The sequence below is a fragment of the Stenotrophomonas sp. YJH_SMC_57 genome (assembly GCF_059369755.1).
This window is the reverse complement of the sequence record NZ_JCAFSZ010000002.1, coordinates 413,338-438,201: the sequence shown is the minus strand read 5'-3', so window position 1 is coordinate 438,201 and position 24,864 is coordinate 413,338. Positions and strand designations below refer to the sequence as shown.

Sequence of the window (24,864 nt, the reverse complement as noted above, 5' to 3'; positions counted from 1 at the left end):
GGTATCCGGTACTTCGGGCCTCAGCGGCCCATGGTCAGGGTGGCCAGCGCCAGTTCCTTGGCCGTGGTCAACATCTCCACGCCGGCCTGGTAATTGCGCGAGGTCGAGATCAGGTTGACCATCTGCGCCACCGGATCGACATCGGGCTGGTAGATGTAGCCGTCGGCGTCGGCCAGCGGATGGCCGGGCTCGTAGCGCTTGATCGGCGCCGCCTCGCTCTGGGTGATCTCCTTCACCTTCACTGACGTGATGTTCGGATCGTTCTTGCTGGTGACGGCCTGGAAGATCGGCTCCAGCGGCTTGTACACGGCGTCGGCGGAACCGGCGACGGTGTCGGCGTTGGAGAGGTTGGAGGCGATGGTGCTCATGCGCACCGACTGCGCCTGCAGCGCGGAGCCGGCGATGTCGAAGATCGGCAGGTTGCTCATGGCTTATTGCCCCGTGATCGCGGTCAGCATGGAACGCACCTTGCTCTCGACGAAGCTGAGCGAGGCGCGGTACTCGAGCGCGGCACGGCCATAGGCAGCGCGCTCGGCATCGGGATCGACGGTGTTGCCGTCCAGGCTGGGCTGCACGCCTTCGCGCGCGATCTGGAACGGGTTCAGGCCACTACTGATCTCGTAGTGCTGTTCGTGGGTGGTGGCCATCAGGCCATTGGCATCCTGCCCCTGGGCGTGGCGCAGGGCAGCGTCGAAGTCCAGGTCCTGGGCCTTGTAGCCGGGCGTGTCGGCATTGCCGAGGTTGCTGGCGATCAGCTTCATCCGCTGTTCGCGCAACGGCATGGCCTGGGCATGGACGCCCAGGTAGTCGGTAATCAGGTTGCGCACGGTGCACTCCCACGGGAACGTTGCCCGGGAAGCTGCAAGCGGTGTGCCAAACAGGGGAGGGGAGTGCCGGCCGCTGGCCGGCTCTGAGATGTGCCTGCGGTTGCCGGCCAGCGGCCGGCACTACCGGATCGGCGGGCCGTCAGGCCGCCAGTGCGACCTTGCGCAGGCGGTCCAGCACGAAGTCGGCCAGCTCGTGCGGCGAGTACTTGGCGACGAAGGCGTTGGCGCCCACGCGCTCGACCATCGCATTGTTGAATACGCCCGACAGCGAGGTGTGCAGCAGCACGTACAGGCCGGCCAGGCCCGGGTGCCGCCGGATTTCCGTCGTCAGCGTATAGCCGTCCATGGCCGGCATCTCGATGTCCGAGATCACCATCGCGTAGCGTTCGGCCGGGTTCTCGCCCGAGGCGTGGATCTGCAGCAGGTGGTCCAGCGCCTGCTTGCCATCGGACAGCAGGGTCGCCCCCACGCCCAGCTGGTCAAGCACGCTGCGGATCTGCTGGCGGGCCACGCGCGAGTCGTCCACCACCAGCACCTGCAGCTGCGGGCCATCGGAGGGCATCGCCATCGCCGGGTCGAGCACGGCTTCACCGCGGACCTGGGCAATGTCGGCCAGCACGCTTTCGACGTCGATCACCTGGATCAGCTCGCCCTGGAAGCGGGTCACGGCGGTCAGGTAGCTCGATTCAGCGCCCAGCTCCGGCGGCGGGTGGATGTCTTCCACCGCGATGTTGACGATGCGCTCCACGCCACTGACCAGGAAGCCCTGGATCGAGCGGTTGAATTCAGTGACGACCAGGTAGCCGGGCGAGGTGTCCGCATCGGGCTCACGCTCGGGGTGTCCGATCGCCAGGCCCAGGTCCAGCACCGGCACCGAGCGGCCCCGCACGTCGGCCACGCCGGAGAACTGGCTGGGCAGACCGGGCACCTGGAACAGCTCCGGGCGGCGCAGGACTTCCTGCACCTTGAAGACATTGACGCCAAAAAGCTGACGTCCGCCGAGACGGAACAGCAGCAGCGCCAGGCGGTTGTGGCCGGCCAGTCGGGTCCGCTGGTCGATCCGGTTGAGCAGGTCATGGGACATGGCTGCTGTATCGGCGCGGCAGCTCCGGAACTTGAGGGTGGCGTGACGCTCATGTGTCCCGCACCGCATTTGTAGAGTCGACTGTTAGTCGACTGCGCGATAGTCGACTAACAGTCGACTCTACCGATCCCGATCCCGATCCTCTGGCACGCGCCTTGCACGCAGCTGGGCCAGATCCCCTCGACAGGAGGCGCCATGCGCCGGGTCACATTTCTCTATGCCATCGCCCTGGCCCTGGCCACGCCCTGGGCGGGCGCCGCTGACTGGCAGCCCGTGGCCAGCATCCGCGCAGCAGCGCTGACGACGCTGCCGGCCGGCAGCGAAGGCGAGGCCCAGGTGGCCGACGCGCTGCGCCTGCCGAAGTGTGGCGGTGCGTTGCAGGTGCAGCCCACTGCCAACACCACGGTGGAGGTCAGCTGTCCCGATGCAGGCGGTTGGCGCCTGTTCGTGCCGGTGAAGGTACGGCGCAACCAGACCGTGCTGGTGCTCAATCGCGGAATCGGCACTGGAGAAACCCTCACCGCCGCCGATATCACCACTGCCCAGCGTGATGCTGCCCGGATTGCCGGTGCGGTGCTGGCCGATCCCAACGCGGCGATCGGCCGCATTGCCCGCCGTCCGCTGCAGGCCGGGGCCCTGCTGTCGAACAACGACCTGGTGGTGCAGCGTCTCATCAAGCGAGGAGACAATGTGGCCCTGGTGTCGCGTCGCGGCTCGGTCGAGGTGCGCATTGCCGGCCGTGCGATGGGTGACGCGGGCGAGAATGAACGGGTCTCGGTGGAGAACCTGTCCTCGCGGAGGATCGTGCAGGGCACGGTCGATGCCGCAGGTGACGTAATCGTGGCGCGTTGAATTACCGCAGAATATCCCTAAAGATCACGGCCCAGCGGCCGTTATCCCTTGTGAACGGCAACTCCAGGACACCCCATGAGCCAGAAAATCGACGGCAACCTGCAGGTCCCCCAAGCACTGCGCAGCGTGACGACCCCGGCCAGCAAGCCCGGCGTCAGCAGCGATTCGCCGGCACGCCCGGTCGAGGCCGCCGACAGCCTGCGCCTGACCGGCGAGGCCACCAATCTGCAGGCCATCGAGCGTGAGCTGACCACCGCCCCGGCGATCGACGCCCAGCGCGTGGCCGCCGTGCGCGAGTCGCTGCAGAACGGCACCTACAAGATCAATCCGGATGCGATCGCTTCGCGCATGCTCGATCTGGACCAGCAGCTGCAGGGATGACCGCAGCGATGAGCGAGCCGCTGCAGCGTCTCGCCCAGGCCCTGGACGTTGAGCGCCAGGCCCTGGTCGAGCACGACGTGCACGCCCTGATCCGTGCCACCGGCGCCAAGCTGGAAGCACTGCGTGCGCTGGAAGGCGCACCGCCGGTCGGCGAGGGCGAACAGCTGCAGGAACTGGCCGAACGCAACCGGGCCAACGGTGTGCTGCTGTCGCGCCGCCGCCGTGAGGTCAACTGGGCGCTGCGCCAGCTGGGCCGTACCGAAGACGCCTCGGCCTACGACGCCAAGGGCCAGTCGCACACGGTCACCGCCCGCCGCCCCCTCGCCGTCGCCTGACGCGACGGCGATCGCACACCCCCTCCCTGCGGGCTGAAGCCCGCCGCGTGACCGCGTATATTGGGCGCCTGTTCGAACGCCCCGAGTTGCCGTGTCCGCTGCCAACGCCCTGGTTACCGCCCCCCTTCCGCCGCAGCCGGTGCTGCAGGCGCTGCTTGAGCGCCTGCGCGAAGGCCTGCTGCTGTTCACCGAGGACGGGCAGGTGGCCCTGGCCAATCCGGCCGCGCAGAACCTGCTGGCCAACGGCGAAGACGGCGCATTGCCGCCGCCGCAGCGCCTGCGTGAACTGTTGCCGCCCGACGCGCTGGAGCAGGCGCGCCAGCATGGTCACTGGAACGGCAGCCTGCCGCTGGGCGAGGGCGTGGTCATCGCCCACCTGTACCACCACGGCCCGGTTGGCGAAGGGCACTTCCTGGCGTTGTTCCGCCACATCGAAGGGCAGGAAGACTACGAACGCGAGCTGCAGCAGCGCCACGCCGAACTGCGCCAGGCCTACCTGCGCCTCAACGGCACCCAGGAAAAGCTGCTGCAGTCGGAGAAGATGGCCTCGATCGGCCAGCTCGCCGCGGGTGTGGCGCACGAGATCAACAACCCGATCGGTTACGTGCACTCCAACCTGGGCAGCCTGCAGGAATACCTGCGCAGCCTGTTCACCGTGATCGAGGCCTACGAGCGCGCCCTGCGTGCGCCGGACCCGAAGGCGTTGATTCCGGAGATCGACGATATCCGCGACCGCCTCGACATCGATTTCATCAGCCGCGACCTGCCGCAGCTGATGGCCGAGTCGCGCGAGGGCATCGAGCGGGTCACCCGCATCGTGCGCGACCTGAAGGACTTTTCGTATTCCGGTCGCGATGAGTCGTGGAAGCTGGTCGACCTGCATGCGGGCCTGGAATCGACCATCAACATCATCTGGAACGAGCTCAAGTACAAGGTCACCCTGGTGCGCGAGTTCGGCCAGTTGCCGCTGGTGGAGTGCCTGCCGTCGGAACTGAACCAGGTCTACATGAACCTGCTGCTCAACGCCGGCCACGCCATCGCCGAGCGCGGCACCATCACCGTGCGCACCGGCGTTGATGGCGATCATGTCTGGGTCGAGTTCGAAGACACCGGCGGCGGCATCTCGCCGGAACTGCGCCAGCGCATCTTCGATCCGTTCTTCACCACCAAGCCGGTGGGCAGCGGCACCGGGCTGGGCCTGTCGATCTCCTACAGCATCATCAACAAGCACCACGGCCGCATCGACCTGGACAGCACCCCGGGCGTCGGCTCGCGCTTCCGCGTGGTGCTGCCGGTGAAGCAGCCGCGCTGACGGCTTGGGGTAGTGCCGGCCGCTGGCCGGCAACCCCATGAAAGCAGGTGCCGCGGGGTAGCCGGCCAGCGCCCGGCTCTACAACGCCGGTTACCGCTGCGGGCGATCCTCGCCACCCTCGCCGGTTTCAACCGGCGCCGGCCCGGCATTGCTGCGGCGCTGCTCCTCGTAGGTGCGGAATGCCTGGTGGATGTGCTTGCGCAACTCGTCGTCGTTCCACGGCTTGGTCAGGAAACGGTAGATCGCGCCGCGGTTGATCGCGTCGGTCACCGTGTTCAGATCGGTGTAGCCGGACAGCACCAGGCGGATCGTATCCGGGTACAGCATTTTCACCCGGCCGAGGAATTCGGTACCGCTCATGTCGCTCATGCGCTGGTCGGACAGGATCACCTGCACGTCGTTGATCGCCAGCAGATCGAACGCATCGCGCACGTTGCCGGCGGCCAGGATGCGGTAGCCGTCGCGGCGGAACAGCCGCACCAGCGAGCGCAGCACGTTCTCCTCGTCATCCAGCAGCAGCAGGGTGCGGTCGGGGCGGGTCTCGGCGAAGGCCTCCGGGCGCAGGTAACGGCGGCGCAGGGTCATGCCGGCGGCATCGGCCGACATCGGTTCGCCGAACAGGTAGCCCTGGAACACATCGCAGTCGTTGCGGCGCAGGAAGCCCAGCTGCGCCTGCGACTCGACGCCATTGGCGATCACGGTCATGCCCAGCTGGTGGCCCATGGCGATGATCGCGCGGGCGATGGCGGCCTCGCGGTTGCCGGCCGGCGCGCTCTTGATGAAGCTGCGGTCGATCTTCAGCTTGTCCACCGGGTAGCGCACCAGCGCGCTCAGGCTGGAATCACCAGTACCGAAGTTGTCCAGGCTCAGGCTGATCCCTTCATTGCGCAGGTTGGCCAGCGTCTCGTGCACGAAATTGACGTTGTTGGTCAGCGCGCTTTCGTTGATCTCCAGCGTCAGCATGTGCGCCGGAACACCGGCGGCCTGCATCAGCGACATCACCTCGGCGAAGAAGTTCGGCCGCAGCAGCTGCAGGGTGGAGACGTTCACCGCGATGGTGAAGTCATCGAAGCCCTGGTCGCGCCACATGCGTGCCTGTTTCAGCGCGCCTTCCAGTACCCACGTGCCGATCTGCACGATGATCCCCAGTCGCTCGGCGGTACGCATGAAACGTTCGGGTACCAGCATGCCCAGCGTGGGCGACTGCCAGCGCAGCAGTGCCTCCATGCCCACCACGTGGCCATCGCGGGCGCTGACCAGCGGCTGGTAGCGCAGCTTCAACTCGCCGTTGGGAATCGCATCGACGATCTGCCGCGCGATGATGCTCTCGCTGTGCGCGCTGGGCGGGGTATCCACCGCGTGGATGCGCACCGCGTTGCCGCCTTCGCGCGCGGCCTGGTACAGCGCGTCTTCGGCGTGGTCAAGCAGGCGCGAAGTGCTGCTGGCATGTTCCGGGCACAGGCTCACGCCCAGCTTGCCGGTCATGAACAGCGTGTACGGCAGCACCGACAGCGGCAGCTCCATCTGCTGCCGGATCTCCTCGGCGAAGTCTTCCGGAAGCGGCAGGTCGGCGGTGCGCGGCACCGCGATCAGGAATTCGTCGCTGCCGTGGCGCCACAACTTGCCACGTCCGCGCAGGTAGGACTGCAGGCGCTGCGCCACCAGCACCAGGGCCTGGTCGCCCACTTCCGCGCTCATGTTCTCGTTCACCGAGGCGAAGTGGTCGATGTCCACATGCATCAGCATCAGCGCGGTACCGCCCGAAGCCGCGTCGGCGACCATCGCCTGCAGCTCGGGATTGCCGGCGCCAAGGCGGTCGGGTGCATCATCGATGCTGACCGGGGGCAGGTTGGGATTCCACATAGGCTCAGTATTCCGGTGACTCGACGGCGGCCATGCCGGCCGCCTGGTAGGGGAGGTGGACGTCGACGAGGGTACCTTCGCCATGCGCGGACTCGATCCGGACATGGCCGCCGACACTCTGCGCGCGCTCGCGCATCACGATCAGGCCCAGCCCGCGCGGTCCATCCGGGTCGAAACCTTCGCCGTCATCGCGGATCTGCAGGTGCAGCCCGCGTTGCCCGACGTCACGCAGCTGCAGCTGCACCTGGCTGGCGCGCGCATGGCGCAGCACGTTGGTCAGGCTCTCCTGCGCGATGCGGAAGCAGGCCTGTTCGATGCTGTTGTCCGGGCGGTGCGGCAGCGGCTCGATCTCGGCCAGCAGTTCAACCGGCGAGGACCGGAACAGCACGCGTGCCTGCCAGCTCAGCGCGGCCTCCAGCCCCAGTGCGTCCAGCTGCGGCGGGCGCAGCAGGGTGGAGATATCGCGCAGCTTGGCCACGGTGGTGTCGGCCAGGGTCACGATCTGCGCCAGGTCCTCGGCGCGGCGCTGCGGGTCATCCTCGTCCTGCGCCGCATAGGCCGACAGCTTGATTGCGGTGATCGCCTGGCCGATGTCGTCGTGCAGGTCGCGCGAGATCGCGCGGCGCTCGTCTTCCTGCAGCGAGAACAGGCGGCCGGCCATCGCCTGCAGCTCGCGGTTGCTGGTTTCCAGCGCACTGCGGGTGCGCTCGGAATCGCTGAGGTCGCGCACGATCAGCAGTTTGCAGTCGCGGCCGCCATAGCGCACTTCACCCACCGCCAGCCCGGCATGGAAGCTGCGGCCGTCGGCGCGCTGCATCGCCACCACGCTGCTGTGCCCGGGGCCCAGGTGCGGCTGCCCGGCGCGCAGCTGGCTGCGAACCCGCGCCAGGTCACCTGCAGCGACCAGCGCTGACAGCGGCTCACCCAGCAGGGTGTGGCTGCCATAGCCGAACAGGCTGGCGGCCCACGCATTGGCGTACAGCACGTGCTCGTCGGAGAGAATCACCACGCCATCGGGCAGCACCCGCACCAGCTCGCGGAACTGTTCCTCGCGCTCGCGCAGCAGGCGCCGCGATTGTTCCCGCTCGGTCACGTCCTGCAGGGTGCCCAGCACGCGGCTGCGGCCGGACTCATCAATGCCACTGGCCGCGCGCAGGTGCACCATCAATGCACGGCCGTCCATCGACAGCAACGGCAGCAGCACGTCCACCTGCACCGGGTCGCCGGAGCACAGCTCGGACAGCAGCTGTTCGGTCTGGGTGGCGGTGGCCGGGTCAGCCGGCACCAGCAGTTCGTCGAAGCGGTGCCAGCGGCGCGCCTCGGGCGGGCGGCGGCCGAGCAGGCGATAGACCTGGTTGGAATAGCGGCCCAGGGCCGTGGACGGGTCCAGCTCCCATGCACCGATGCGGGCCAGCTCGTGCGCTTCTTCCACCCGCGCCAGCGCCTGGTCACGGCGCAGCTGCGCCAGGTCCTCGGCGGTGCGGTCGATGGCGATCAGCAGGCGGGCATTGTGGCCGTCGTAGCTGATCGCATTGGAACGCAGTTCCATCTGCCGCTGACTGCCGTCACGCAGCTGCAGCTGCGTGCGCAGGATGCATAGTTCCTCCGGCGCCTCGCGGATCGCTTCCAGCTTGGTCTGCAGGGCCTGGTCCTGGCCTGGCGGCCACAGCGCATCGATGGTCTGCTCCAGCAACTCGTCGCGTTCCCAGCCGAAGGTCGCGCACGCGGCGGGGTTGGCGTCGAGGATGGCCAGCGTATCCAGGTCGTAGACCAGGATCGGGCCGGGATTGCCCTCGAACATCTGCCGCAGCCGCAGTTCCGACGCCTGTTGCCGGGCATGGGTCTGCAGCACGTGCTCGGCCAGCGGGCGCAACAGCAGGTACAGCAGCCCGGCGCTGGCCAGGGCGAAGAATGCACCCTTCAGGCCCTGCCACAGCGCGGCCTGCTGCGGGTCGGGCACCAGTGCCTGCACCGCGCCATCGGTCGCGATCATCCAGGCCAGCGCCATCACCAGGTAGCTCAGCACCACCCGCCGCCGGTCGCGGCTCAGCGCCTGCGCCATCCGCGGGTCGGAAACAGGGGCCTTGCCGGTAGGGTCTGCGGGCATGGATGGGAGGGATGAAAGGGGCGCCGGCCATCTTACCGCGCGGGTGTGCCCTGACCACTCAATTATCCGCCGCAGGCGCCGTTAACCACTGCGTGCCCCGCTGACGGGCGTGTCATCCGGAGCAAGATCGCGTGGACCAAGGGATCATCGCCAGCCTGCTGCAGCACCCGCTTGCGTCGGCGCTGGTCATCGTCGACCGTACGGGACGCCCGTTGGCGGCCAATCCGGCTGCGCGCGAGCATGGCCTGCCGGCCACCGTGGCGGCCTATGCGCCGATGCTGGAAGATCTGCGCCTGATGGCCGCCGATGGCGGCATCGTGGCCTGTACGCTGCCCGGCGGCCCGCGCGGTCACTACGACGGCCACCTGCGCGCCGTGCACGATGGCGCCGGCAACCTGTTGGCGTTCACGCTGAGTGTTCCCGAGCCAACGCCCATCGACGGCGGCGGGCGCTGGGAGCTGGCGCTGGACAGTGCCGGCCACAGCCTGTGGGATTGGGATATTCCCAGCGACCGCGTGGCGCGCACCCCAGCGCTCGGCGATGAGACCGCCACCGAGATGCTGTCACGCGTTCACAGCGAGGACATCGGCCAGGTGCGTGCGGCACTGGACCAGCATCTGCGCGGGCAGAGCGAGCAGTACAGTGCGCAGTTCCGCTTCCGCCAGGCCGATGGCCAGTGGCGCTGGGTCCTGGACCGGGGGCGCGTGGTCGCGCGCACAGCCGATGGCCAGCCGCTGCGCATGGTCGGCACGCATACCGATATCGAGCAGCAGAAGCAGCTGGAATCGCTGCTGCAGGAACAGCAGCTGCACCTGAGCGAGGCGCAGCGCATCGCCAGCATGGGCAGCTGGTCGTTTGATCCGACCACCGGTCATTTCTGGTGGTCGCCGGAACTGCGCTCGCTGCTGGCGCTGGAGCAGGGCGCCGTGCCCGGCCAGCGGCGCTGGCTCAAGCAGTTGCACCCGCGCTCGCGAGGCGCGTTGCGCGCGGCCTGGCGGCGGTTGTGGCGCGATGGTCGCGCCGCCAACCTGGAGCTGGAGCTGACCCGCGGCAACGAGCCCTCGCAGCACCTGCGGCTGTGGATGCAGCCGCTGATGGACATGGAGGGACAGCCAAAGCGACTGCTCGGCCAGGTCCAGAACATCACCGAACAGCACCAGACCGATGCGCTGATCCGTTGGCGCACCGAACTGTTGAACCGCGTTTCCGCACTGGGCCGCATCGGCGGCTGCGAGATCGAGGTGCAGACCCGGCACATGCAGTGGACCGAGGAGTGCTATCGCATCCACGGCCTGCGCAAGGAGCCGATCACCCTCGACCAGGCGCTGGCGCTGTACACCGAAGATTCGCGCGGCGCCTTCGAGGCGGCCCTGGGCCGGATTGCCGGCGGCGGGTTGCCCGAACAGCTGGACCTGTGCTTCTACCGGCAGTCCGGCCTGCGGGTATGGGTGCAGGTGCTGGTCGAGCTGGACCGGCGGGATGGCCTGCCGCCGCGCTTCGTGGTGCTGTTCCGTGACATCACCCGCGAGCGCGAAGCCAACGAGCGCATCGAGCTGCTGGCGCATTACGATCTACTCACGGGCCTGCCGAACCGCGTGCTGCTCGGCGAACAGACCGCCGAAGCCATCGAGGAAGCGCGTGACCGCGGTACCTCGCTGGCCATGCTGTTCATCGATCTGGACGGCTTCAAGACCATCAACGACAGCTTCGGCCACGCCACCGGTGATGCGCTGCTGAAGGCGGCCGCCACCCGGCTGCACCAGAACCTGCGCAACAACGATCTGTTCGGGCGTTTCAGCGGCGACGAATTCATCGTCGTACTGCGCGACCTGGCCGAGCCGGAAGACGCTGGCCACGTGGCACGCAAGTTGATCGCCTCGCTGGCTGAGCCGCTGCGACGGGGCGAGACCACCCTGAAAGTGGGCGCCAGCGTCGGCATTGCGATGCTGGGTGATGCACAGACCGACTTCGATTCGCTGCTGCGCGCGGCCGACGCCGCGATGTACGCGGCCAAGGAAGCCGGGCGCAACACCTACCAGTACTACAGCCAGGACGCACTGGCCCGCATCCAGCGCAAGCTTGAGCTTGAGCATGCGCTGCACGGCGCCATCGAACGCGAAGAGTTCAGCCTGGCCTATCAGCCGCTGCTGCACGCGCACCAGGGCGAGCCGCCGGCGATCGAAGCGCTGCTGCGCTGGCATCGTCCGGGCATCGGCTATTGCAGCCCGGCTGAGTTCATTCCCATCGCCGAAAAATGCGGCGAGATCGTGCGCATCGGCGACTGGGTGCTGAACGAAGCCTGCCGGCAGGCGACGGCCTGGGACCACGCTGGCCTGCGTTTCGATCGCATCGCAGTCAATGTGTCGGCGGTGCAGCTGCGTGACCGTGGTTTCGCCGAGCGTGTGATCGAGATCTGCCACGCGCACGGCTGGCCACCACAGCGGCTGGAGCTGGAACTGACCGAGTCGGCGCTGATCCGTGACACTGACATCCTGCGCCACTGCTTCGACGTGCTGGAACGGCATGGCGTGCCCCTGGCCGTGGATGACTTCGGCACCGGCTTCTCCAACCTCAACTATCTCAACCGTTTCCCGGTGGGGCGCCTGAAGATCGACCGTAGTTTCGTGCAGGGCATGCTGCATGACTCGGGCACGGCCGAAGTGACCCAGGCCATCGTGCATCTGGGCCACGCGCTGGGCATGAAGGTGGTGGCTGAAGGCGTGGAAACGCACCAGGAAGAAGACATGCTGCGCCGCCAGGGCTGCGACGAGATCCAGGGCTACCTGTACTCGCGCCCGCTCAGCCCGCGTGACCTGGCGCAGTGGCTGCGCCAGCAGCACCCGGCACCCATGCGCACCGACGCCAGCGGCGAAGTGGTGCTGGTGCGCTGACCGCATCTGGACCGGCTCTGGTGGGTGCCGACCTTCTCTGGTGGGTGCCGACCTTGGTCGGCACAAACGCCTGCACGCGCAAGAATCCCGCTCTGGTAGGTGCCGACCTTGGTCGGCACGAATGCCCGCACGCGCAAGAATCCCGCTCTGGTGGGTGCCGACCTTGGTCGGCACGCATACCTGCGCCCGCGATCATCCACGCATCAGAATCCCGCTCTGGTAGGTGCCGACCTTGGTCGGCACGAATGCCGGCATGCGCAATCATCCACGCATGGCGTGGATCTACAGGGAATTCCCATCCAGGCCCAGGTCCCACGCCAGGCCCAGCAGTTCGTTGTCCGCGCGGGACGGCGCAGGCCGCGCATCCGCCAGCTGCTGCAGCTCGCGGATCTCCTCGCGTGCCACATCTTCCAGCTGTTGCAGCTGCTCACGCACGCTCGCGTTGCGCGGGCGCTCGGTGTCGGTGAGGGAGGGCAGGGCGCGGATCAGGGTCATGGTGCGCGTACAGGATGCATCCAACGGCGGGTCACAGGCAAAGGCCCCGGACGAACCGGGGCCTTGCGGGCTGCCGGTGGCGGCAGCGGACATCAGGATCAGAACAGCTCGACGGTACCGGCGCCCATGCTCTGCTGGGCAACCGGCTTGTGCGGCGGGCGTTCCCATTCGCTGCGCAGTTCGCGCAGGCGGCTGCCGGTGCGCTGCAGGGCGGTGGCGATCTCTTCGTCGAACACGCCGCCATTGCGGTGCAGCAGCTCCTGCAGGGCCACCGCTTCGCGGTTGATCGCGGTCAGGCGGTCCAGGTGGGTGTGCACGCCGCCCAGCGCCTGGGTGGCGATGTCTTCGAACTGCAGGGCGCGCACGGCTTCGGCCACGCTGCCATCGATCGAACGGGCGCAATCGGAGACTTCGCGCATGCCGTCGCCCAGCGAGGCGTTGATCTGCGCGACGTTGTCGAGCATCGCCGCCGCTTCCTGGCGCGCTTCACGGGAGCGGTCCATGTCACGCGAGGCCATGTGCGAGACCGTCTCGCGCACCTTGGCGATGGCGTCCTTGGAGCTGTGCGCCAGCTTGCGGATCTGCTCGTTGAACGTGGTCGAGCGCTCGGACAGGTTGCGCACTTCGTCGGCCACCACGGCGAAGCCACGACCGGCTTCACCGGCACGCGCGGCTTCAATGGCAGCGTTCAGGGCCAGCAGGTTGGTCTGGTCGGCAATCGACTTGACGTCTTCCAGCAGCGCGAAGATGCCGTCCAGGTGCTGTGCCATCTGGTCGATGTGCTGCACGGTGGTGCTGCTCTGGCCGCTGACCTGCTCCAGCGCTTCCACCAGCTGCTCCATGCGATGGCTGGCGTGCTGGGCGAATCGGGCAACGTCGAGGCCGGCGCTGCCTTCATCACCGGCGCGGTCGACGATGCGCGACAGGGCCTGGCTCTGCTGGCGCGACTTGCGGTTCATCGCATCGAAGCTGCCGCCCAGGCTGGAAACGGCCTGGCGGATCAGGTCACGGGCACGTTCCACTTCGCCGCGCGAACCGTCGATCTCGTTGCCGACGAAGTTGCGCAGTTCGGTCAGCAGCTGGTCCTGCTCACGCAGCACACGGGCATGTTCCGGGGAACGGTGCGCCTGGGCGCGGGTGGTCCACCACGCAAAGCCGAGCCAGCTCAGCGTCATCGTGGTCAGGATCGCCCAGCGCAGGGCGGCCGGCCATTCGAAACCGATGGCGAAGGGGAGCAGCAGGGTCAGAGCCAGGGGGGCGGCCAGACGGATGAAAATGCGTGAGTACATGGACGTTCTCGGGAGGTGCACGGAGGATGTATCGGCCGTACCCCCTTTCTCTTTAACGTCGATGTGCCTTGAAGTGCATTCTGAATGCGCCGGTTTTCCGGCGCCTGGCGCGTCGTTGCGCGGCGCGCTCGCCGGGCGATGCCCGGCGATGGTGGGTGAAGATCAGGCCAGCTGACGGTCCACGGCCTCGATCATCGCCTTGCGGCTGAACAGGAAGTCCCAATAGCTGCCGCCCAGCTGCCGCCACAGCACCGCCGAGCGCACCGCGGCCAGCAGCAGGGCGCGGATCTCGGCGACCACGCCGGCCTGGCCCAGATAGTGCGGGTTGCCCTGCACCATCACCCGCGGTTTCAGGTGGCTGATGGTGTCGGCATACAGGCCGCCCAGGTTGGCCAGCACGTCCGGGTGGCCGCTGTCGCCCAGTTCGGTGGCCTGGCGCTGGGCGCGCTCGATGCCCGAGGCGACCTTGTTCACGGTCGCCCCGTCCTGCACGAAGCGCCGCTCCAGCTGCAGCACCGACAGCGCCAGCTTGGGCAGGATCGGGTCCTGGCCCTGGCTGCGGAAGTAGTTGTGCAGCAGGCGCAGGCCCGCCTTCAGCGCGTCGCGGTCACCGAACACCTCCTGTGGCGAGGACGCATCGACGCGGAACACGCTGTCCACGGCGGTGCGCACGGCGGCGGCGTCGGAATGGCCGGTATCGGCGATGCGGCGTACCTGCTGCAGGGCCTGGGCAATGCCGGCCAAGGCCAGGACGCGGTCGTCGACGGTGAAACTCATGCAGCGATTACCTCAAAAGGAGAAGGGGTGTTGCGCAGGCGCTGTTCCAGCGGCGCATCGGTGGCGGCGATCACTGCACCACCCAGGCATACGTCACCGTCATACAGCACCAGCGACTGGCCGGGGGTGACGGCGCGTTGCGGGCGGGCGAAGCTGACCAGCACGCTGCCATCGTCCAGCACCTCGACCGTACACGGCTCGTCGGGCTGGCGGTAGCGGGTCTGTGCGGTGCATTCGAAGCGCCGCGCCGGCGGCGCACCGGCAATCCAGTGCGCGGTTTCCGAGCGCAGGCGGTCAGACAGCATCCAGTGGCTTTCGCGGTCCTGGTCAACGTAAAGCACGTTGCTGGCCACGTCCTTGCCGACCACGTACCACGGCGCGGCCGGACGGCCGCGTACGCCGCCGATGTTCAGGCCTTCGCGCTGGCCCAGGGTGAAATAGAACACGCCCGGATGCTCGGCGATCACGCTGCCGTCGGCCGGGTCGAGGATCTGGCCCGGCTTGGCCGGCAGGTAACGGCCAAGGAACTCGCGGAAGTCGCGCTCGCCGATGAAGCAGATGCCGGTGGAGTCCTTCTTGGCGTGGGTCGGCAGGCCGACGTCGCGCGCGATCCGCCGCAGGTCGCTCTTTTCAAGATCGCCGATCGGGAACAGCGTGGCCGCCAGCTGCTGCTGGCCGAGCTGGTGCAGGAAGTAGCTCTGGTCCTTGGAGCGGTCGGCGCCACGCAGCAGCAGCCACTGGCCGCCGCGCTGGGTCACCCGCGCGTAGTGGCCGGTGGCGATGCGCTCGGCACCCAGTTCGCGCGCTGCGTCCAGGAAGTGCTTGAACTTCACTTCGCGGTTGCACAGCACGTCCGGGTTCGGGGTGCGGCCGGCGGCGTACTCAGCCAGGAAGTGCTCGAACACGCCCTGCCAGTACTCGCTGGAGAAATCGCGGAAGTGGAACGGGATGCCGAGCAGGCCGCAGACCGCCACCGCATCGCGGCGGTCATCCTCGGCGCGGCAGTCGCCGCTGCCGTCATCAGCCCAGTTCTGCATGAACAGCCCGGCTACGGCCTCGCCCTGCTGCACCAGGCGCCAGGCGGCGACCGAGGAATCGACGCCACCGGAGACGCCCACCATCACCCGTGGAGTGCTCATGCGACCTCCCTGACCAGCGAAAGGGGATGGCGCTGGCCCCCCAGGAAATCAGCCACCACCTGCCAGACCAGCGGGCTGCGCAGGCGTTGGCCAGCGGACTGCAGCTCGGCCGGGGCCAGCCACAGCGCGCGGTCGATGCCGGTGTCCAGCGGCTGCGCCGGGTCATGCGAGAGCGGGCGTGCCGCATAGCAGAAGCGCAGGAAGGCGGTGCCGTCGCCGGCGGTCCACTGGTAGCAGCCGATGAAATGGGTCAGCTGTACCGTCCAGCCGGTTTCCTCGCGGGTCTCGCGCAGGGCCGCCTCGGCCAGGCTTTCGCCCGGTTCGAGGTGGCCGGCGGGCTGGTTCAGCACCTGCCGGCCCTCGATGGTCTCTTCGACCAGCAGCACGCGGCCGCCGTCGACCACGACGGTGGCGACGGTGGCGTGCGGTGCCCAGCGCGGGTCCGGCGTGGTGTTCACCTCAGAATTCGTCCTTCTTGGTCAGTTCCAGCTCCATCGCGTCGGCGGTGCGGATGGCCGCATCGATGGCGTCGCTGAGCTGGTCGGCGGTGGCATCGGCGTCGATCTTCACCACGAACATGGCGGTGGTGTCCTGCTTCACCCAGCCACCCATCTTGGCATCCTGCGAATCTTCCAGCAGGCGGTTGGCCACGGCCACCGGGAACTGCTTGGTCTTGGAGATGTAGGCCGGCGACCAGATCTCGCGGATGTTGTGGGTACCGAAATCTTCCACCGACGAACGCACATAGACCATCTGCGTGCGGCCACCTTCGACGTCGAAGACCATGCGGTAATCGCCGTCCTCGTCCACCTCATAGGTGTAGCCTAGCTTGTCCAGGTGGCGGGCCACGGCCTTGTCGGCCTCGGTCGCGGCGGCGGCGGAGCCGGCGGCGGCCAGGCCGATCAGCAGGGCAGGCAGAAGGGTCCTTTTCATGAAGATCCTGTGAAACAGATTTGAAAGAAGCTGCAATTGTGACGGTGGGCGTCCGTGTCGTCCAATCCGCGGCAGGCCGACGCAGGCCGGGCGCAACCTCTATAATGGGTGGATGCCCCATGAGTCTTCCCCCGATTCCCATCACGAGCACGGCGTTGCCGTGGAGCCCGCGCGCCCGGAAGTGGCGCCGCCGCCGTTCTACCAGGTGATGCTGCTCAACGACGACTACACCCCGATGGATTTCGTGGTGGACGTGCTGCAGCAGTTCTTCAGCATGGACCTGGACAAGGCCACGCAGGTGATGCTGCACGTGCATACCCGTGGCCGCGGCGTGTGCGGGGTGTTCACCCGCGAAGTGGCCGAGACCAAGGTCGCCCAGGTCAACGAGTACTCGCGGATGAACCAGCATCCGTTGCTGTGCACGATGGAAAAGGCCTGACCGGCTACTGATTCTCGTCCGGGCACATTGATTCCGGACCCGTTGTGCCCACCAAGGTGGGCACCTACCAGGGCGCAGGCCTGTATCGATCCCGGACGGGCCGTGCCCACCAAGGTGGGCACCTGCCAGGGCACAGGCCTCCATCGATCCCGGACGGGGTGTGCCCACCAGGGTGGGCACCTGCCAAGTGCGGATCACCCCGCCGCCAGCGCCTCCAGCGCCATCCGCGCCACTGCCTCGTCCACGTCCGCGGGGTCGCCGTCATCGCGGAACCACACCGCCGACAGCCCCATGCTGGCCGCGATCCAGCGCAGCAGGCGGCGGCGCTCCAGGCCGGCCAGCGTGCTCACCTGTTCCAGCCGGGCGGCAAACCGCTCCGGGCGCGTGGCCACATGGATGCCCGGGCCGCACAGGTCCGGGTTGCTGAACAGCGTCGTGTAATCAAAGGCACGGTCGCCCAGCAGCCGCTTGGGGTCGATCGCCAGCCAGCCGCGCGGGCCGAAATCCAGCACGTTGTCGTGGTGCAGGTCACCGTGCAGGGGCCGGATCTCCTGTTCGTCCTGCAGCAGCTCTTCCGCCAGTGACCTGCACTGTTCCAGCAGTGGCGACAGCGCCGCCCTTGGCTGCAGCAGGTCAGCGAACCATGTACTCAGGCAGACCAGTTCCGCTGGCGGCGTGCTCCGTGGCCGGTGCAGCCGCCGCAGGACCTGGCACAGGATCGTGGTGCAGGCGTCATCGTCGCCGTCGATCGAGCGTTGCCGCAGCGAGTCGCCGCGGGCGCGCTCGATCAGGATCGCCGGCCCCTCGTGGGCCAGCAGGTGGGCGGCGCCGTCACCGTCCCACCAGCGCAGCAGGCGATGGCTGTTCTGCTCTTCGGTTTCGCTGCTTACCTTCAGCATCGCCGGCGCGCCGGCGGCGGTCAGCACCGGCCAGAGCTGGGCATGGGGCGTCTTGATGGATGCGCCATCACGCCGCAATCGCCAGCGGCTCAGGTAGGGTTCGCTCATGCTGGGCGGGCTGTCCTGGAGTGAATGAAGATCAAGCGATGTGTACTGCTAACGCCATCTGAACGCAGCAATCCGCTAGGGTGATGGAAATCGCGTAGTCAGGCCGCATATTGTCCCCATCTGCCGCCGGAGTAATCCATGTTCAGCAAAGACCTCGAACACACCATCGGCCAGTGCTACAAGCGCGCCCGTGAGGCCCGGCATGAGTTCATGACGGTCGAACACCTGCTGTTGGCACTGCTCGACAATCCGTCCGCCCAGGCCGTTCTGAAGGCCTGTGGGGCCGACGCCGAACGCCTGCGCCAGGAACTTGAGCAGGCCATCGAGGCCTCGGTGTCGCGCCTGGCCGAAGATGACGGCCGCGACACCCAGCCGACCCTGGGCTTCCAGCGCGTGCTGCAGCGGGCCGTGTACCACGTGCAGTCCTCGGGCAAGAAGGAGGTCACCGGCGCCAACGTGCTGGTCGCCATCTTCGGCGAGAAGGACTCCCACGCCGTCTATTACCTCAACCAGCAGGATGTCACCCGGCTGGATGTGGTCAATTACCTGTCCCACGGCATCGCCAAGCTGGGTGAGGAAGGCGAGCAGCCGTCCTCGTCCTCCGAAGGCGAGGGCCGCATCGAGGGCGGGGAGGGCGAGCCGAAGGGTGACGCCCTGACCGAATTCGCCAGCAACCTCAACGAACAGGCCCGGGCCGGTCGCATCGACCCGCTGGTCGGCCGCGCCGACGAGATCGAGCGCACCATCCAGGTGCTGTGCCGCCGCCGCAAGAACAACCCGCTGTACGTGGGCGAGGCCGGCGTGGGCAAGACCGCGATTGCCGAAGGCTTGGCACGCCGCATCGTCGAGGGTTCGGTGCCCGACGTGCTGGCCGATGCCGTGATCTACTCGCTCGACCTGGGCGCGCTGGTGGCCGGCACCAAGTACCGGGGCGACTTCGAAAAGCGCCTGAAGAGCGTGCTGACCGCGCTGAAGAAGGTGCCCAATGCGGTGCTGTTCATCGACGAGATCCACACCATCATCGGTGCCGGTTCGGCGTCGGGCGGCACCATGGATGCGTCCAACCTGATCAAGCCGGCGCTGGCCTCCGGTGAGCTGCGCTGCATCGGTTCGACCACCTTCCAGGAGTACCGTGGCATCTTCGAGAAGGATCGGGCGCTGGCCCGCCGCTTCCAGAAGATCGATATCGTCGAGCCGACCGTCGGCGAGACCTACGAGATCCTGCAGGGGCTGAAGTCCAAGTACGAGCTGCACCACGGCGTGACCTATTCGGACGAGGCACTGCAGGCAGCGGTGGATCTGTCGGTGAAGCACATCGGCGACCGCCTGCTGCCGGACAAGGCCATTGACGTGATCGACGAGGCCGGCGCCCGCCAGCGCCTGCTGCCGGAAGGCCAGCGCAAGGAGCTGATCGACGTCGAGGAAGTGGAAGCGATCGTTGCCAAGATGGCGCGCATTCCGGCCAAGCAGGTCAGTGCCACCGACAAGGATGTGCTGCAGCACCTGGAGCGCAACCTGAAGATGGTGATCTTCGGCCAGGATCCGGCCATCGAGAAGCTGTCTTCGGCGATCAAGCTGGCCCGCTCGGGCCTGGGCAACCCGGAAAAGCCGATCGGCAACTTCCTGTTCGCCGGCCCGACCGGTGTCGGCAAGACCGAGGTGACCAAGCAGCTGGCGCTGCAGCTGGGCATCGAGCTGGTCCGCTTCGACATGTCCGAGTACATGGAGCCGCATTCGATCAGCCGCCTGATCGGTGCGCCCCCGGGCTACGTCGGCTTCGACCAGGGTGGCCTGCTGACCGAAAAGATCGTCAAGACGCCGCACTGCGTGCTGCTGCTGGATGAGATCGAAAAGGCGCATCCGGACATCTTCAACATCCTGCTGCAGGTGATGGACCGCGGCGTGTTGACCGATACCAACGGTCGCGAGGCCAACTTCAAGAACGTGGTGCTGGTGATGACCACCAATGCCGGCGCGGCGCAGGCCTCGCGGCGTTCGATCGGTTTCACCAAGCAGGACCATGCCACCGACGCGATGGAGACCATCCGCCGCGCCTTCACCCCGGAATTCCGCAACCGCCTCGACGCGGTAGTGCAGTTCCAGGCACTGGGCTTCGAGCATATCCTGCGCGTGGTCGACAAGTTCCTTATCGAGCTGGAGATGCTGCTGCAGGACAAGCACGTCAGCCTGTCGGCCACCCCGACCGCGCGCGACTGGCTGGCCCACCACGGCTTCGACCCGCTGATGGGTGCCCGTCCGATGGCCCGCGTGATCCAGGACAAGATCAAGCGACCGCTGGCCGACGAACTGCTGTTCGGCAAGCTGGTGAACGGTGGCAAGGTCAGCATCGACGTCCGCGACGACGAACTGGTGGTTGAAACCCAGGCCGAACCGGAACGTCTGTTGCCGGTGACGGTGGAGTAAGCCGGCGCCGGGGGCAGCCCGGCACCGCGCAGCGACAAGGGCGGCTTCGGCCGCCCTTGTCGTGTCTGCGGTCAGCGGCTGCGAAGACGCGCTTCGCGCTTGAACCGCTCGGCATCGATCGGCTCGATGCGCGCCACGTCGCAGGTGCCACGGCCGGTGTCGAGCTGGCTGCGGCCTTCACCACACAGTTCAGTCGCCTCCTTCCCGTCGGTCTTGAAGCCGAGGTGGGAGGCCCGCACGGCTGACGTGCAGCTGTTGCGGAAGTGCACGACATAGTGGTCGTCGCCCGTGCGCAGCAGCACGTTCTTGTCTGCGCCGGCGCGTACGATCTGCTGCTCGCCGGTCAGCGGTACGCATTGGGCGGGGGCCGTGTCGGCGGCCTGGGCGGTCGGCGCCAGCAGGCTGGCCGCGGCCAGGGTGAGGGCGGTGAGCAGGAAGGGCATCTTCATGGCGGTGCGAGGGGGTAGCGATCCGGACTGGACCGGATTGCAGATTGCCGTCGCCGATGCAGATGTGAATCTGCCGCAAGCAGGGCTGACCGACGTCACGGTGAGTTCGGTCACGATGACCTTCGGCAGGGCCGGATTGCAGGCATGACAAAAGGCCAGCAACCAGGGCTGGCCTTGTCGGAGTGGCGCCAGGCGCCGACCGCTTACTTCATGCGGTAGGTGATACGACCCTTGGTCAGGTCGTACGGGGTCATTTCAACCTTGACCCGGTCACCGGTAAGGATGCGGATGTAGTTCTTGCGCATGCGGCCGGAGATGTGGGCAATGATTTCGTGCCCATTTTCCAGACGAACGCGGAAAGTGGTGTTCGGCAGCGTCTCGCTGACGGTGCCCTCGAACTCGATGGAATCGTCTTTCGACATGTAGTCCTGTGCGGTTCAGAAAACGGCCACGCTGGGCCTAAGGCGCAGTATTTTACGCGTGACCGGGCCAGCTTGCAAAGTTTGTGTTAACCCCCGGCCGAATCCCGTGCCGGCAGCCGTCCGACCGCCCCGGTCCACGGGCCTTCGCGCCCGCTGCCGCGCACGGCTTGCCGCACATGCGCCAGGAATTCGGCGCGCGGCAGGTGCTCGGCCCCCATCCGCAGCAGATGCGGATTCTCCACCTGCGCATCGATCAGCGTCCAGCCCCAGCCACGCAGGGTGGCCGCCAGCGCAGCCAGTGCGATCTTGGAGCCACCGCTGGCGCCGCTGAACATGCTTTCGCCGAAAAACATCGACCCGATCGCCACCCCGTAGATGCCCCCGACCAGCGTCTGCCGGTCCCAGACCTCGAAGGAGTGGGCGAAACCGAGGTCGTGCAGCTGGCTGTAGGCCTCGACCATCGCCGGGCTGATCCAGGTGCCATCCTGGCCCGGGCGCGGCGCGGCGGCACAGGCCTGCATCACCCGGCTGAAGGCCGTGTCGGCAGTGACTTCCCACGTGCTGCCGCGCAGCTGGCGACGGAATCGGCTGGACAGGTGCACCCCCTCGGTGCGGAACACCATGCGCGGGTCGGGCGACCACCACAGGATCGGCTCGCCCTCGCTGAACCATGGAAAGATGCCGCCGGCATAAGCGTTCAGGAGTCGCACCGGGTGCAGGTCGCCGCCCACCGCGAGCAGGCCATCGGGCTGGCGCAGCGCAGTCTCGGCCGGCGGGAAGGGGGCGTCCGGCGCATCGGCCAGGCGCCAGGGCAGCTGGCGGGTCATGCCTGCATTGTATTCGCCGCAGGCATGCGCGATGTCTGGCACCATCACCTTCCCGCGGCAAGGAGCCTTCGCATGAGCGACCCGATCAGCGCCGTTCTCGATGTGCACGACAGCCCGCGCACACGCAACGACAGCCTGGGCATGCTGTTGACGCTGGCCGCTGAGCAGCCGCGCCAGCTGGGTGAGTTGATGTTGCAGGCGCTGGCGCGGCGCTCGCCAGGCTCGGCGTTCCTCGACATGGCGCTGGACCTGCTGCCGGATGAGGTGGTGCCCGCGGTTGCCACCGACGCCTGGCGGCGCTATCGCGACGGCGAGCGCGGCGAACTGCTGGCCGGCGTGATCGAGTTCGCCAGCTACCAGGCCCCGCAGGTGCTGCAGGACGATTGGGATGCCCTGCTGGGCGTGGCCATCGAAGATGAGCTGCAACTGGCCTCGCAGCTGTGGTGGGCGTTGCCGCCGGCACTGGCGGCAGCCTGGGCGCAGACGTTGGCCGAAGCCGATGATGATCGTGAAATACCGCGGGCACGGGCGCTGCTGCTGGCGGCGCAGCCCGCGACCTATGCCGCTGCGCGCGGCTATCTGGCCGACTGGGGGCGACTGGACGCAGAGGTCTGGGCGCATTGGGCTGGCGTTGCCGACGGTCCGCATCCGCGGCGCCTGCATGGAGAGCGGCCGCTGCACATCCGTTTCGGCGGCGCGCAGCATCGTGCCCAGCTGGCCGACGAGCCGGGCTGGCGCAAGCGCATCTGGCGCCTGCACCCCACCTGGAACGGCGGGCAGGTGCGCCATGCCGGCCGGATCGGTGGGCCGCTGGAGACGCTGTGCGGGGGGTGTCATGCACCGCTGCAGCGCTTGCTGCAGACGGATGCTGCCGCGCTGCAGCCGGGCGCCACAGGCGAGATCACGCTTGGCTTGTGCCTGGACTGTTGTGGCTGGGAGGAACCGCCGGTGCGCTTCTACCGTCACGACGGCGAGGGCCTGCCCAGCTGCCACCCCAGCCAGTACCGCGCGGTGCCGAACACGCCCACCGACAGCGGCGATCTGATGCTGGCCGATGTGGGCCTGGCGACCATGGACAGCGCGCGCTGGCAGCAGCAGGACTGGGGCCAGTCCAATCATCGGCAGAATCTCGCGCGCGTGGGTGGCGCGCCCAGCTGGGTGCAGAGTGCCTGGTACCCGGCGTGCATCGATTGCGGCCAGGAAATGCCGTTCGTGATGCAGCTTGATTCGACGCTGCCGACCACGGGTGAGGGCATGCTGCTGTGGGGCAGCGGCGGCATGCTCTATACGTTCTGGTGCGGGACGTGCCGGGTGAGCGGGCACTTCTGGCAGTGCACCTGAGCAGCGTTCCCGCCATTGCTCTGGCGGGTGCCAACCTTGGGCCTATTGCTCTGGTAGGTGCCAACCTTGGTTGGCACGCTTTTCGGCATCGCCCAAGTCGAGCAAGCTCGGCTCTACGGATGCGTGCGGCTGTCGCTATTGCTCTGGTGGGTGCCAACCTTGGTTGGCACGCTCGCGGAACGGCCCATGTCCCTGCAGTTCCTGCTGGTACCGGCGCACATCGCGCCGTTCCTGTCGGCACCAGTCCTTCAGCGCTTCTGCAAACTCCGCATCGGCCACCCAGTGCCGGCTGCGCACCCGCGTCGGCATGAATCCGCGCGCAAGCTTGTGCTCGCCCTGTGCGCCGGGCTCGAAACGCGCCAGTCCCTCGCGCAGGCAATAGTCGATGCCCTGGTAGTAGCACGTCTCAAAATGCAGGCCGGGCAGGGTGGCGCCACCCCAGTAGCGGCCATAGAGCGTGTCGCCCCCGCGCAGGCACAGTGCGCCCGCAATCGGCTCGCCGTCCTGCTCGGCCACGAACAACACCAGCCCGCGGCCAAGCGTAATGGCCAGATGGCGCAGGAAGGCTTCCGTCAGTGCCGGCGCATTCCCGTACTCCAGGAAGGTCTGCAGGTAGAAGCGGTACATCGCCTGCAGATCGGCGCGGCTGGCCTCATCGCCATGCACCACCCGGAAGCTGATGCCCTGGCGGGCGACCTTGGCGCGCTCCTGGCGGATGTTCTTGCGGTGCTTGTGGTCCATCGCACCCAGGAACTGATCGAAGGTGGTCCAGTCACCCGGGTTCTGCCACTGGAACTGCACGTCTTCGCGCAGCAGCCAGTCGTCACCGAAGGCAGCGTCGTCGCTGACGGTGTGAAAATTGACATGCGCCGAGGACACAGCCAGCCCGGTCAGGTGCTCGCGCAGCGTCGATAGCAGTACAGCCCGTTCCGAATCGTGACGGGTCAGCAGGCGTGGCCCGGTTACCGGCGAGTACGGCACCGCGCCCAGCCACTTCGGGTAGTAGTCGCGCCCATGCCGCGCGTAGGCGTTGGCCCACGCGTGGTCGAAGACGAATTCGCCGTGGGAATTGGTCTTCAGGTAGCCCGGAATGGCGCCGACCAGGGTGTCGCCTTCCCACAGGGTGAAGTGCTGCGGCTGCCAGCCCCAGTCCTCGCGCAGGCAGCCGTGCTCTTCCAGTCCGGACAGGAAGGCGTGGCTGACGAACGGGTTGCGGCCGTCGTGCAGGGCGTCCCAATCGGTGGCGCGAATGTTCTGCAGGGAGTCGAGGAAGCGGGTGGAGGGCATGAGGGGAAAGGATAGGTCAGATGGGGGCCGATTGCCGTAGACGGCTTTGAAGACGACGAGAAAAATACGAAATCACAGCAAAGCAGACGCTGTGCAGCGCCATTCGGTTTCACATACGGATAGTGATAGGGGCGACCGTTGGGTCGTCCAGCCATTACCGAATGGGAAAGCAGCAATATTGCAACCGCGTTGACCGCAATGCTTGCGTTGACAGGCCAGGTCGAGGCCGAGCACCCTGCGTTCCGGCGAGGTCCTGTTGATTCGGATTCCGCAAGGAATGCCATCGTCACTCGCGCAAGCCAGGACGCGCTTGATGCCTACCGTCTACAGAATCATGGGGAAAGTCCGCTGGAAGCCGTTGCTACGTACGACGTAGCGACCGG

General features: G+C 67.4%; 25 protein-coding genes. 9 read left to right on the top strand and 16 right to left on the bottom strand.

The features are described from left to right. Positions 1 to 20 precede the first annotated feature (20 nt). The 3 genes from flgC to AC5P7U_RS03985 form a co-directional block, all read right to left on the bottom strand. A complete protein-coding gene (gene flgC, locus AC5P7U_RS03995) occupies positions 21 to 428 on the bottom strand; it encodes a flagellar basal body rod protein FlgC (RefSeq protein WP_005416461.1) in 408 nt (135 codons plus the stop codon). Positions 429 to 431: 3 nt separating this feature from the next. Then, entirely contained in the window at positions 432 to 827 is a 396-nt protein-coding gene (flgB, locus tag AC5P7U_RS03990) for a flagellar basal body rod protein FlgB (RefSeq protein WP_005409576.1), read from the bottom strand. A gap of 139 nt (positions 828 to 966) precedes the next feature. Then, positions 967 to 1,911: a chemotaxis protein gene (locus AC5P7U_RS03985; protein ID WP_008267639.1), complete on the bottom strand. Its 945-nt coding sequence runs from the start codon at positions 1,909 to 1,911 to the stop codon at positions 967 to 969. A 195-nt stretch (positions 1,912 to 2,106) separates the two neighbouring features. Here AC5P7U_RS03985 and flgA point away from each other — a divergent pair, with 195 nt between their 5' ends. The 4 genes from flgA to AC5P7U_RS03965 all read left to right on the top strand — a co-directional run bounded on the left by flgA (position 2,107) and on the right by AC5P7U_RS03965 (position 4,791). After that, complete coding sequence (gene flgA / locus AC5P7U_RS03980; protein ID WP_049457670.1) at positions 2,107 to 2,763, top strand: flagellar basal body P-ring formation chaperone FlgA; 657 nt, start codon at positions 2,107 to 2,109, stop codon at positions 2,761 to 2,763. Positions 2,764 to 2,838: 75 nt separating this feature from the next. Then, positions 2,839 to 3,144 carry a flagellar biosynthesis anti-sigma factor FlgM gene (gene flgM, locus AC5P7U_RS03975; RefSeq protein WP_006444133.1) on the top strand — a complete coding sequence of 102 codons (306 nt, stop codon included), beginning with the start codon at positions 2,839 to 2,841 and terminating at the stop codon, positions 3,142 to 3,144. After that, positions 3,141 to 3,479: a flagellar protein FlgN gene (locus AC5P7U_RS03970; protein WP_006366325.1), complete on the top strand. Its 339-nt coding sequence runs from the start codon at positions 3,141 to 3,143 to the stop codon at positions 3,477 to 3,479. Before flgM ends, AC5P7U_RS03970 begins: the two co-directional genes overlap by 4 nt. 91 nt (positions 3,480 to 3,570) lie before the next feature. Further along, positions 3,571 to 4,791: an ATP-binding protein gene (locus AC5P7U_RS03965; RefSeq protein ID WP_006444180.1), complete on the top strand. Its 1,221-nt coding sequence runs from the start codon at positions 3,571 to 3,573 to the stop codon at positions 4,789 to 4,791. 90 nt (positions 4,792 to 4,881) lie between these two features. Here the strand turns inward: AC5P7U_RS03965 and AC5P7U_RS03960 are convergent, their stop codons facing one another. Further along, positions 4,882 to 6,654, bottom strand: a complete 1,773-nt coding sequence (locus AC5P7U_RS03960; protein ID WP_197564550.1) for an EAL domain-containing protein — start codon at positions 6,652 to 6,654, stop codon at positions 4,882 to 4,884. Positions 6,655 to 6,658: 4 nt separating this feature from the next. Further along, a complete protein-coding gene (locus AC5P7U_RS03955) occupies positions 6,659 to 8,761 on the bottom strand; it encodes a sensor histidine kinase (RefSeq protein WP_495220802.1) in 2,103 nt (700 codons plus the stop codon). Positions 8,762 to 8,892: 131 nt separating this feature from the next. On the opposite strand from AC5P7U_RS03955, the gene AC5P7U_RS03950 reads away from it, so the two are divergent. After that, the gene (locus AC5P7U_RS03950; RefSeq protein WP_197564549.1) at positions 8,893 to 11,652 is read left to right on the top strand and encodes a bifunctional diguanylate cyclase/phosphodiesterase; all 2,760 of its coding nucleotides are present in this window, start codon (positions 8,893 to 8,895) and stop codon (positions 11,650 to 11,652) included. Between the two features lie 282 nt (positions 11,653 to 11,934). Here AC5P7U_RS03950 and AC5P7U_RS03945 read toward each other — a convergent pair whose 3' ends face one another. The 6 genes from AC5P7U_RS03945 to AC5P7U_RS03920 form a co-directional block, all read right to left on the bottom strand. Continuing rightward, entirely contained in the window at positions 11,935 to 12,147 is a 213-nt protein-coding gene (locus AC5P7U_RS03945) for a hypothetical protein (RefSeq protein ID WP_049457666.1), read from the bottom strand. 98 nt (positions 12,148 to 12,245) lie between these two features. Next, positions 12,246 to 13,436, bottom strand: coding sequence for a methyl-accepting chemotaxis protein (locus AC5P7U_RS03940; protein ID WP_008268676.1), 1,191 nt, complete (start codon positions 13,434 to 13,436; stop codon positions 12,246 to 12,248). Between the two features lie 162 nt (positions 13,437 to 13,598). After that, positions 13,599 to 14,213 carry a high frequency lysogenization protein HflD gene (gene hflD, locus AC5P7U_RS03935; protein WP_008267693.1) on the bottom strand — a complete coding sequence of 205 codons (615 nt, stop codon included), beginning with the start codon at positions 14,211 to 14,213 and terminating at the stop codon, positions 13,599 to 13,601. Continuing rightward, positions 14,210 to 15,352, bottom strand: a complete 1,143-nt coding sequence (mnmA, locus tag AC5P7U_RS03930) for a tRNA 2-thiouridine(34) synthase MnmA (RefSeq protein WP_197564548.1) — start codon at positions 15,350 to 15,352, stop codon at positions 14,210 to 14,212. Before mnmA ends, hflD begins: the two co-directional genes overlap by 4 nt. Continuing rightward, a complete protein-coding gene (locus AC5P7U_RS03925) occupies positions 15,349 to 15,810 on the bottom strand; it encodes an NUDIX hydrolase (protein ID WP_006444525.1) in 462 nt (153 codons plus the stop codon). Before AC5P7U_RS03925 ends, mnmA begins: the two co-directional genes overlap by 4 nt. Position 15,811: 1 nt before the next feature. Continuing rightward, positions 15,812 to 16,285 carry a hypothetical protein gene (locus AC5P7U_RS03920; RefSeq protein WP_006444527.1) on the bottom strand — a complete coding sequence of 158 codons (474 nt, stop codon included), beginning with the start codon at positions 16,283 to 16,285 and terminating at the stop codon, positions 15,812 to 15,814. 112 nt (positions 16,286 to 16,397) lie between these two features. Between AC5P7U_RS03920 and clpS the strand changes: the two genes are divergently transcribed. Next, on the top strand, positions 16,398 to 16,724 hold the full coding sequence (gene clpS, locus AC5P7U_RS03915; protein WP_006444529.1) for an ATP-dependent Clp protease adapter ClpS: 327 nt from the start codon (positions 16,398 to 16,400) through the stop codon (positions 16,722 to 16,724). Positions 16,725 to 16,918: 194 nt separating this feature from the next. Here clpS and AC5P7U_RS03910 read toward each other — a convergent pair whose 3' ends face one another. Continuing rightward, entirely contained in the window at positions 16,919 to 17,731 is an 813-nt protein-coding gene (locus tag AC5P7U_RS03910) for an APH(6) family putative aminoglycoside O-phosphotransferase (RefSeq protein ID WP_006444567.1), read from the bottom strand. Between the two features lie 138 nt (positions 17,732 to 17,869). Here AC5P7U_RS03910 and clpA point away from each other — a divergent pair, with 138 nt between their 5' ends. Then, positions 17,870 to 20,155 (top strand): ATP-dependent Clp protease ATP-binding subunit ClpA, encoded by a 2,286-nt coding sequence (gene clpA, locus AC5P7U_RS03905; protein ID WP_308308929.1) that lies wholly within the window; start codon positions 17,870 to 17,872, stop codon positions 20,153 to 20,155. A 71-nt stretch (positions 20,156 to 20,226) separates the two neighbouring features. On the opposite strand, the gene AC5P7U_RS03900 is transcribed toward clpA, so the two are convergent. Next, positions 20,227 to 20,604: a hypothetical protein gene (locus AC5P7U_RS03900; RefSeq protein ID WP_197564547.1), complete on the bottom strand. Its 378-nt coding sequence runs from the start codon at positions 20,602 to 20,604 to the stop codon at positions 20,227 to 20,229. On the opposite strand from AC5P7U_RS03900, the gene AC5P7U_RS03895 reads away from it, so the two are divergent. Next, on the top strand, positions 20,603 to 20,752 hold the full coding sequence (locus AC5P7U_RS03895) for a hypothetical protein (protein ID WP_197564546.1): 150 nt from the start codon (positions 20,603 to 20,605) through the stop codon (positions 20,750 to 20,752). The two genes, AC5P7U_RS03900 and AC5P7U_RS03895, sit on opposite strands and share 2 nt — an antisense overlap. Positions 20,753 to 20,807: 55 nt before the next feature. On the opposite strand, the gene infA is transcribed toward AC5P7U_RS03895, so the two are convergent. Both infA and aat read right to left on the bottom strand, forming a co-directional pair. Then, the gene (infA, locus tag AC5P7U_RS03890) at positions 20,808 to 21,026 is read right to left on the bottom strand and encodes a translation initiation factor IF-1 (protein WP_005409596.1); all 219 of its coding nucleotides are present in this window, start codon (positions 21,024 to 21,026) and stop codon (positions 20,808 to 20,810) included. An 86-nt stretch (positions 21,027 to 21,112) separates the two neighbouring features. Continuing rightward, positions 21,113 to 21,853, bottom strand: a complete 741-nt coding sequence (aat, locus tag AC5P7U_RS03885; RefSeq protein ID WP_495220801.1) for a leucyl/phenylalanyl-tRNA--protein transferase — start codon at positions 21,851 to 21,853, stop codon at positions 21,113 to 21,115. 72 nt (positions 21,854 to 21,925) lie between these two features. Between aat and AC5P7U_RS03880 the strand changes: the two genes are divergently transcribed. Further along, positions 21,926 to 23,194 (top strand): hypothetical protein, encoded by a 1,269-nt coding sequence (locus tag AC5P7U_RS03880; RefSeq protein WP_197564544.1) that lies wholly within the window; start codon positions 21,926 to 21,928, stop codon positions 23,192 to 23,194. Positions 23,195 to 23,329: 135 nt separating this feature from the next. On the opposite strand, the gene AC5P7U_RS03875 is transcribed toward AC5P7U_RS03880, so the two are convergent. Continuing rightward, positions 23,330 to 24,481 (bottom strand): GNAT family N-acetyltransferase, encoded by a 1,152-nt coding sequence (locus AC5P7U_RS03875; RefSeq protein ID WP_495220800.1) that lies wholly within the window; start codon positions 24,479 to 24,481, stop codon positions 23,330 to 23,332. Positions 24,482 to 24,864 lie beyond the last annotated feature (383 nt).

Excerpts from the sequence above, each read along its gene's own strand:
- AC5P7U_RS03895 (WP_197564546.1), top strand. The coding sequence starts at position 20,603 with ATGGCGGTGCGAGGGGGTAGCGATCCGGACTGGACCGGATTGCAGATT.
- AC5P7U_RS03970 (WP_006366325.1), top strand. The coding sequence starts at position 3,141 with ATGACCGCAGCGATGAGCGAGCCGCTGCAGCGTCTCGCCCAGGCCCTG.
- infA (WP_005409596.1), bottom strand. The coding sequence starts at position 21,026 with ATGTCGAAAGACGATTCCATCGAGTTCGAGGGCACCGTCAGCGAGACG.
- flgA (WP_049457670.1), top strand. The coding sequence starts at position 2,107 with ATGCGCCGGGTCACATTTCTCTATGCCATCGCCCTGGCCCTGGCCACG.
- clpS (WP_006444529.1), top strand. The coding sequence starts at position 16,398 with ATGCCCCATGAGTCTTCCCCCGATTCCCATCACGAGCACGGCGTTGCC.
- aat (WP_495220801.1), bottom strand. The coding sequence starts at position 21,853 with ATGACCCGCCAGCTGCCCTGGCGCCTGGCCGATGCGCCGGACGCCCCC.
- mnmA (WP_197564548.1), bottom strand. The coding sequence starts at position 15,352 with ATGAGCACTCCACGGGTGATGGTGGGCGTCTCCGGTGGCGTCGATTCC.
- AC5P7U_RS03985 (WP_008267639.1), bottom strand. The coding sequence starts at position 1,911 with ATGTCCCATGACCTGCTCAACCGGATCGACCAGCGGACCCGACTGGCC.
- AC5P7U_RS03920 (WP_006444527.1), bottom strand. The coding sequence starts at position 16,285 with ATGAAAAGGACCCTTCTGCCTGCCCTGCTGATCGGCCTGGCCGCCGCC.
- AC5P7U_RS03940 (WP_008268676.1), bottom strand. The coding sequence starts at position 13,436 with ATGTACTCACGCATTTTCATCCGTCTGGCCGCCCCCCTGGCTCTGACC.
- flgM (WP_006444133.1), top strand. The coding sequence starts at position 2,839 with ATGAGCCAGAAAATCGACGGCAACCTGCAGGTCCCCCAAGCACTGCGC.
- AC5P7U_RS03880 (WP_197564544.1), top strand. The coding sequence starts at position 21,926 with ATGAGCGACCCGATCAGCGCCGTTCTCGATGTGCACGACAGCCCGCGC.
- AC5P7U_RS03875 (WP_495220800.1), bottom strand. The coding sequence starts at position 24,481 with ATGCCCTCCACCCGCTTCCTCGACTCCCTGCAGAACATTCGCGCCACC.
- hflD (WP_008267693.1), bottom strand. The coding sequence starts at position 14,213 with ATGAGTTTCACCGTCGACGACCGCGTCCTGGCCTTGGCCGGCATTGCC.
- AC5P7U_RS03960 (WP_197564550.1), bottom strand. The coding sequence starts at position 6,654 with ATGTGGAATCCCAACCTGCCCCCGGTCAGCATCGATGATGCACCCGAC.
- AC5P7U_RS03900 (WP_197564547.1), bottom strand. The coding sequence starts at position 20,604 with ATGAAGATGCCCTTCCTGCTCACCGCCCTCACCCTGGCCGCGGCCAGC.
- AC5P7U_RS03910 (WP_006444567.1), bottom strand. The coding sequence starts at position 17,731 with ATGAGCGAACCCTACCTGAGCCGCTGGCGATTGCGGCGTGATGGCGCA.
- AC5P7U_RS03945 (WP_049457666.1), bottom strand. The coding sequence starts at position 12,147 with ATGACCCTGATCCGCGCCCTGCCCTCCCTCACCGACACCGAGCGCCCG.
- flgC (WP_005416461.1), bottom strand. The coding sequence starts at position 428 with ATGAGCAACCTGCCGATCTTCGACATCGCCGGCTCCGCGCTGCAGGCG.
- AC5P7U_RS03955 (WP_495220802.1), bottom strand. The coding sequence starts at position 8,761 with ATGCCCGCAGACCCTACCGGCAAGGCCCCTGTTTCCGACCCGCGGATG.
- clpA (WP_308308929.1), top strand. The coding sequence starts at position 17,870 with ATGTTCAGCAAAGACCTCGAACACACCATCGGCCAGTGCTACAAGCGC.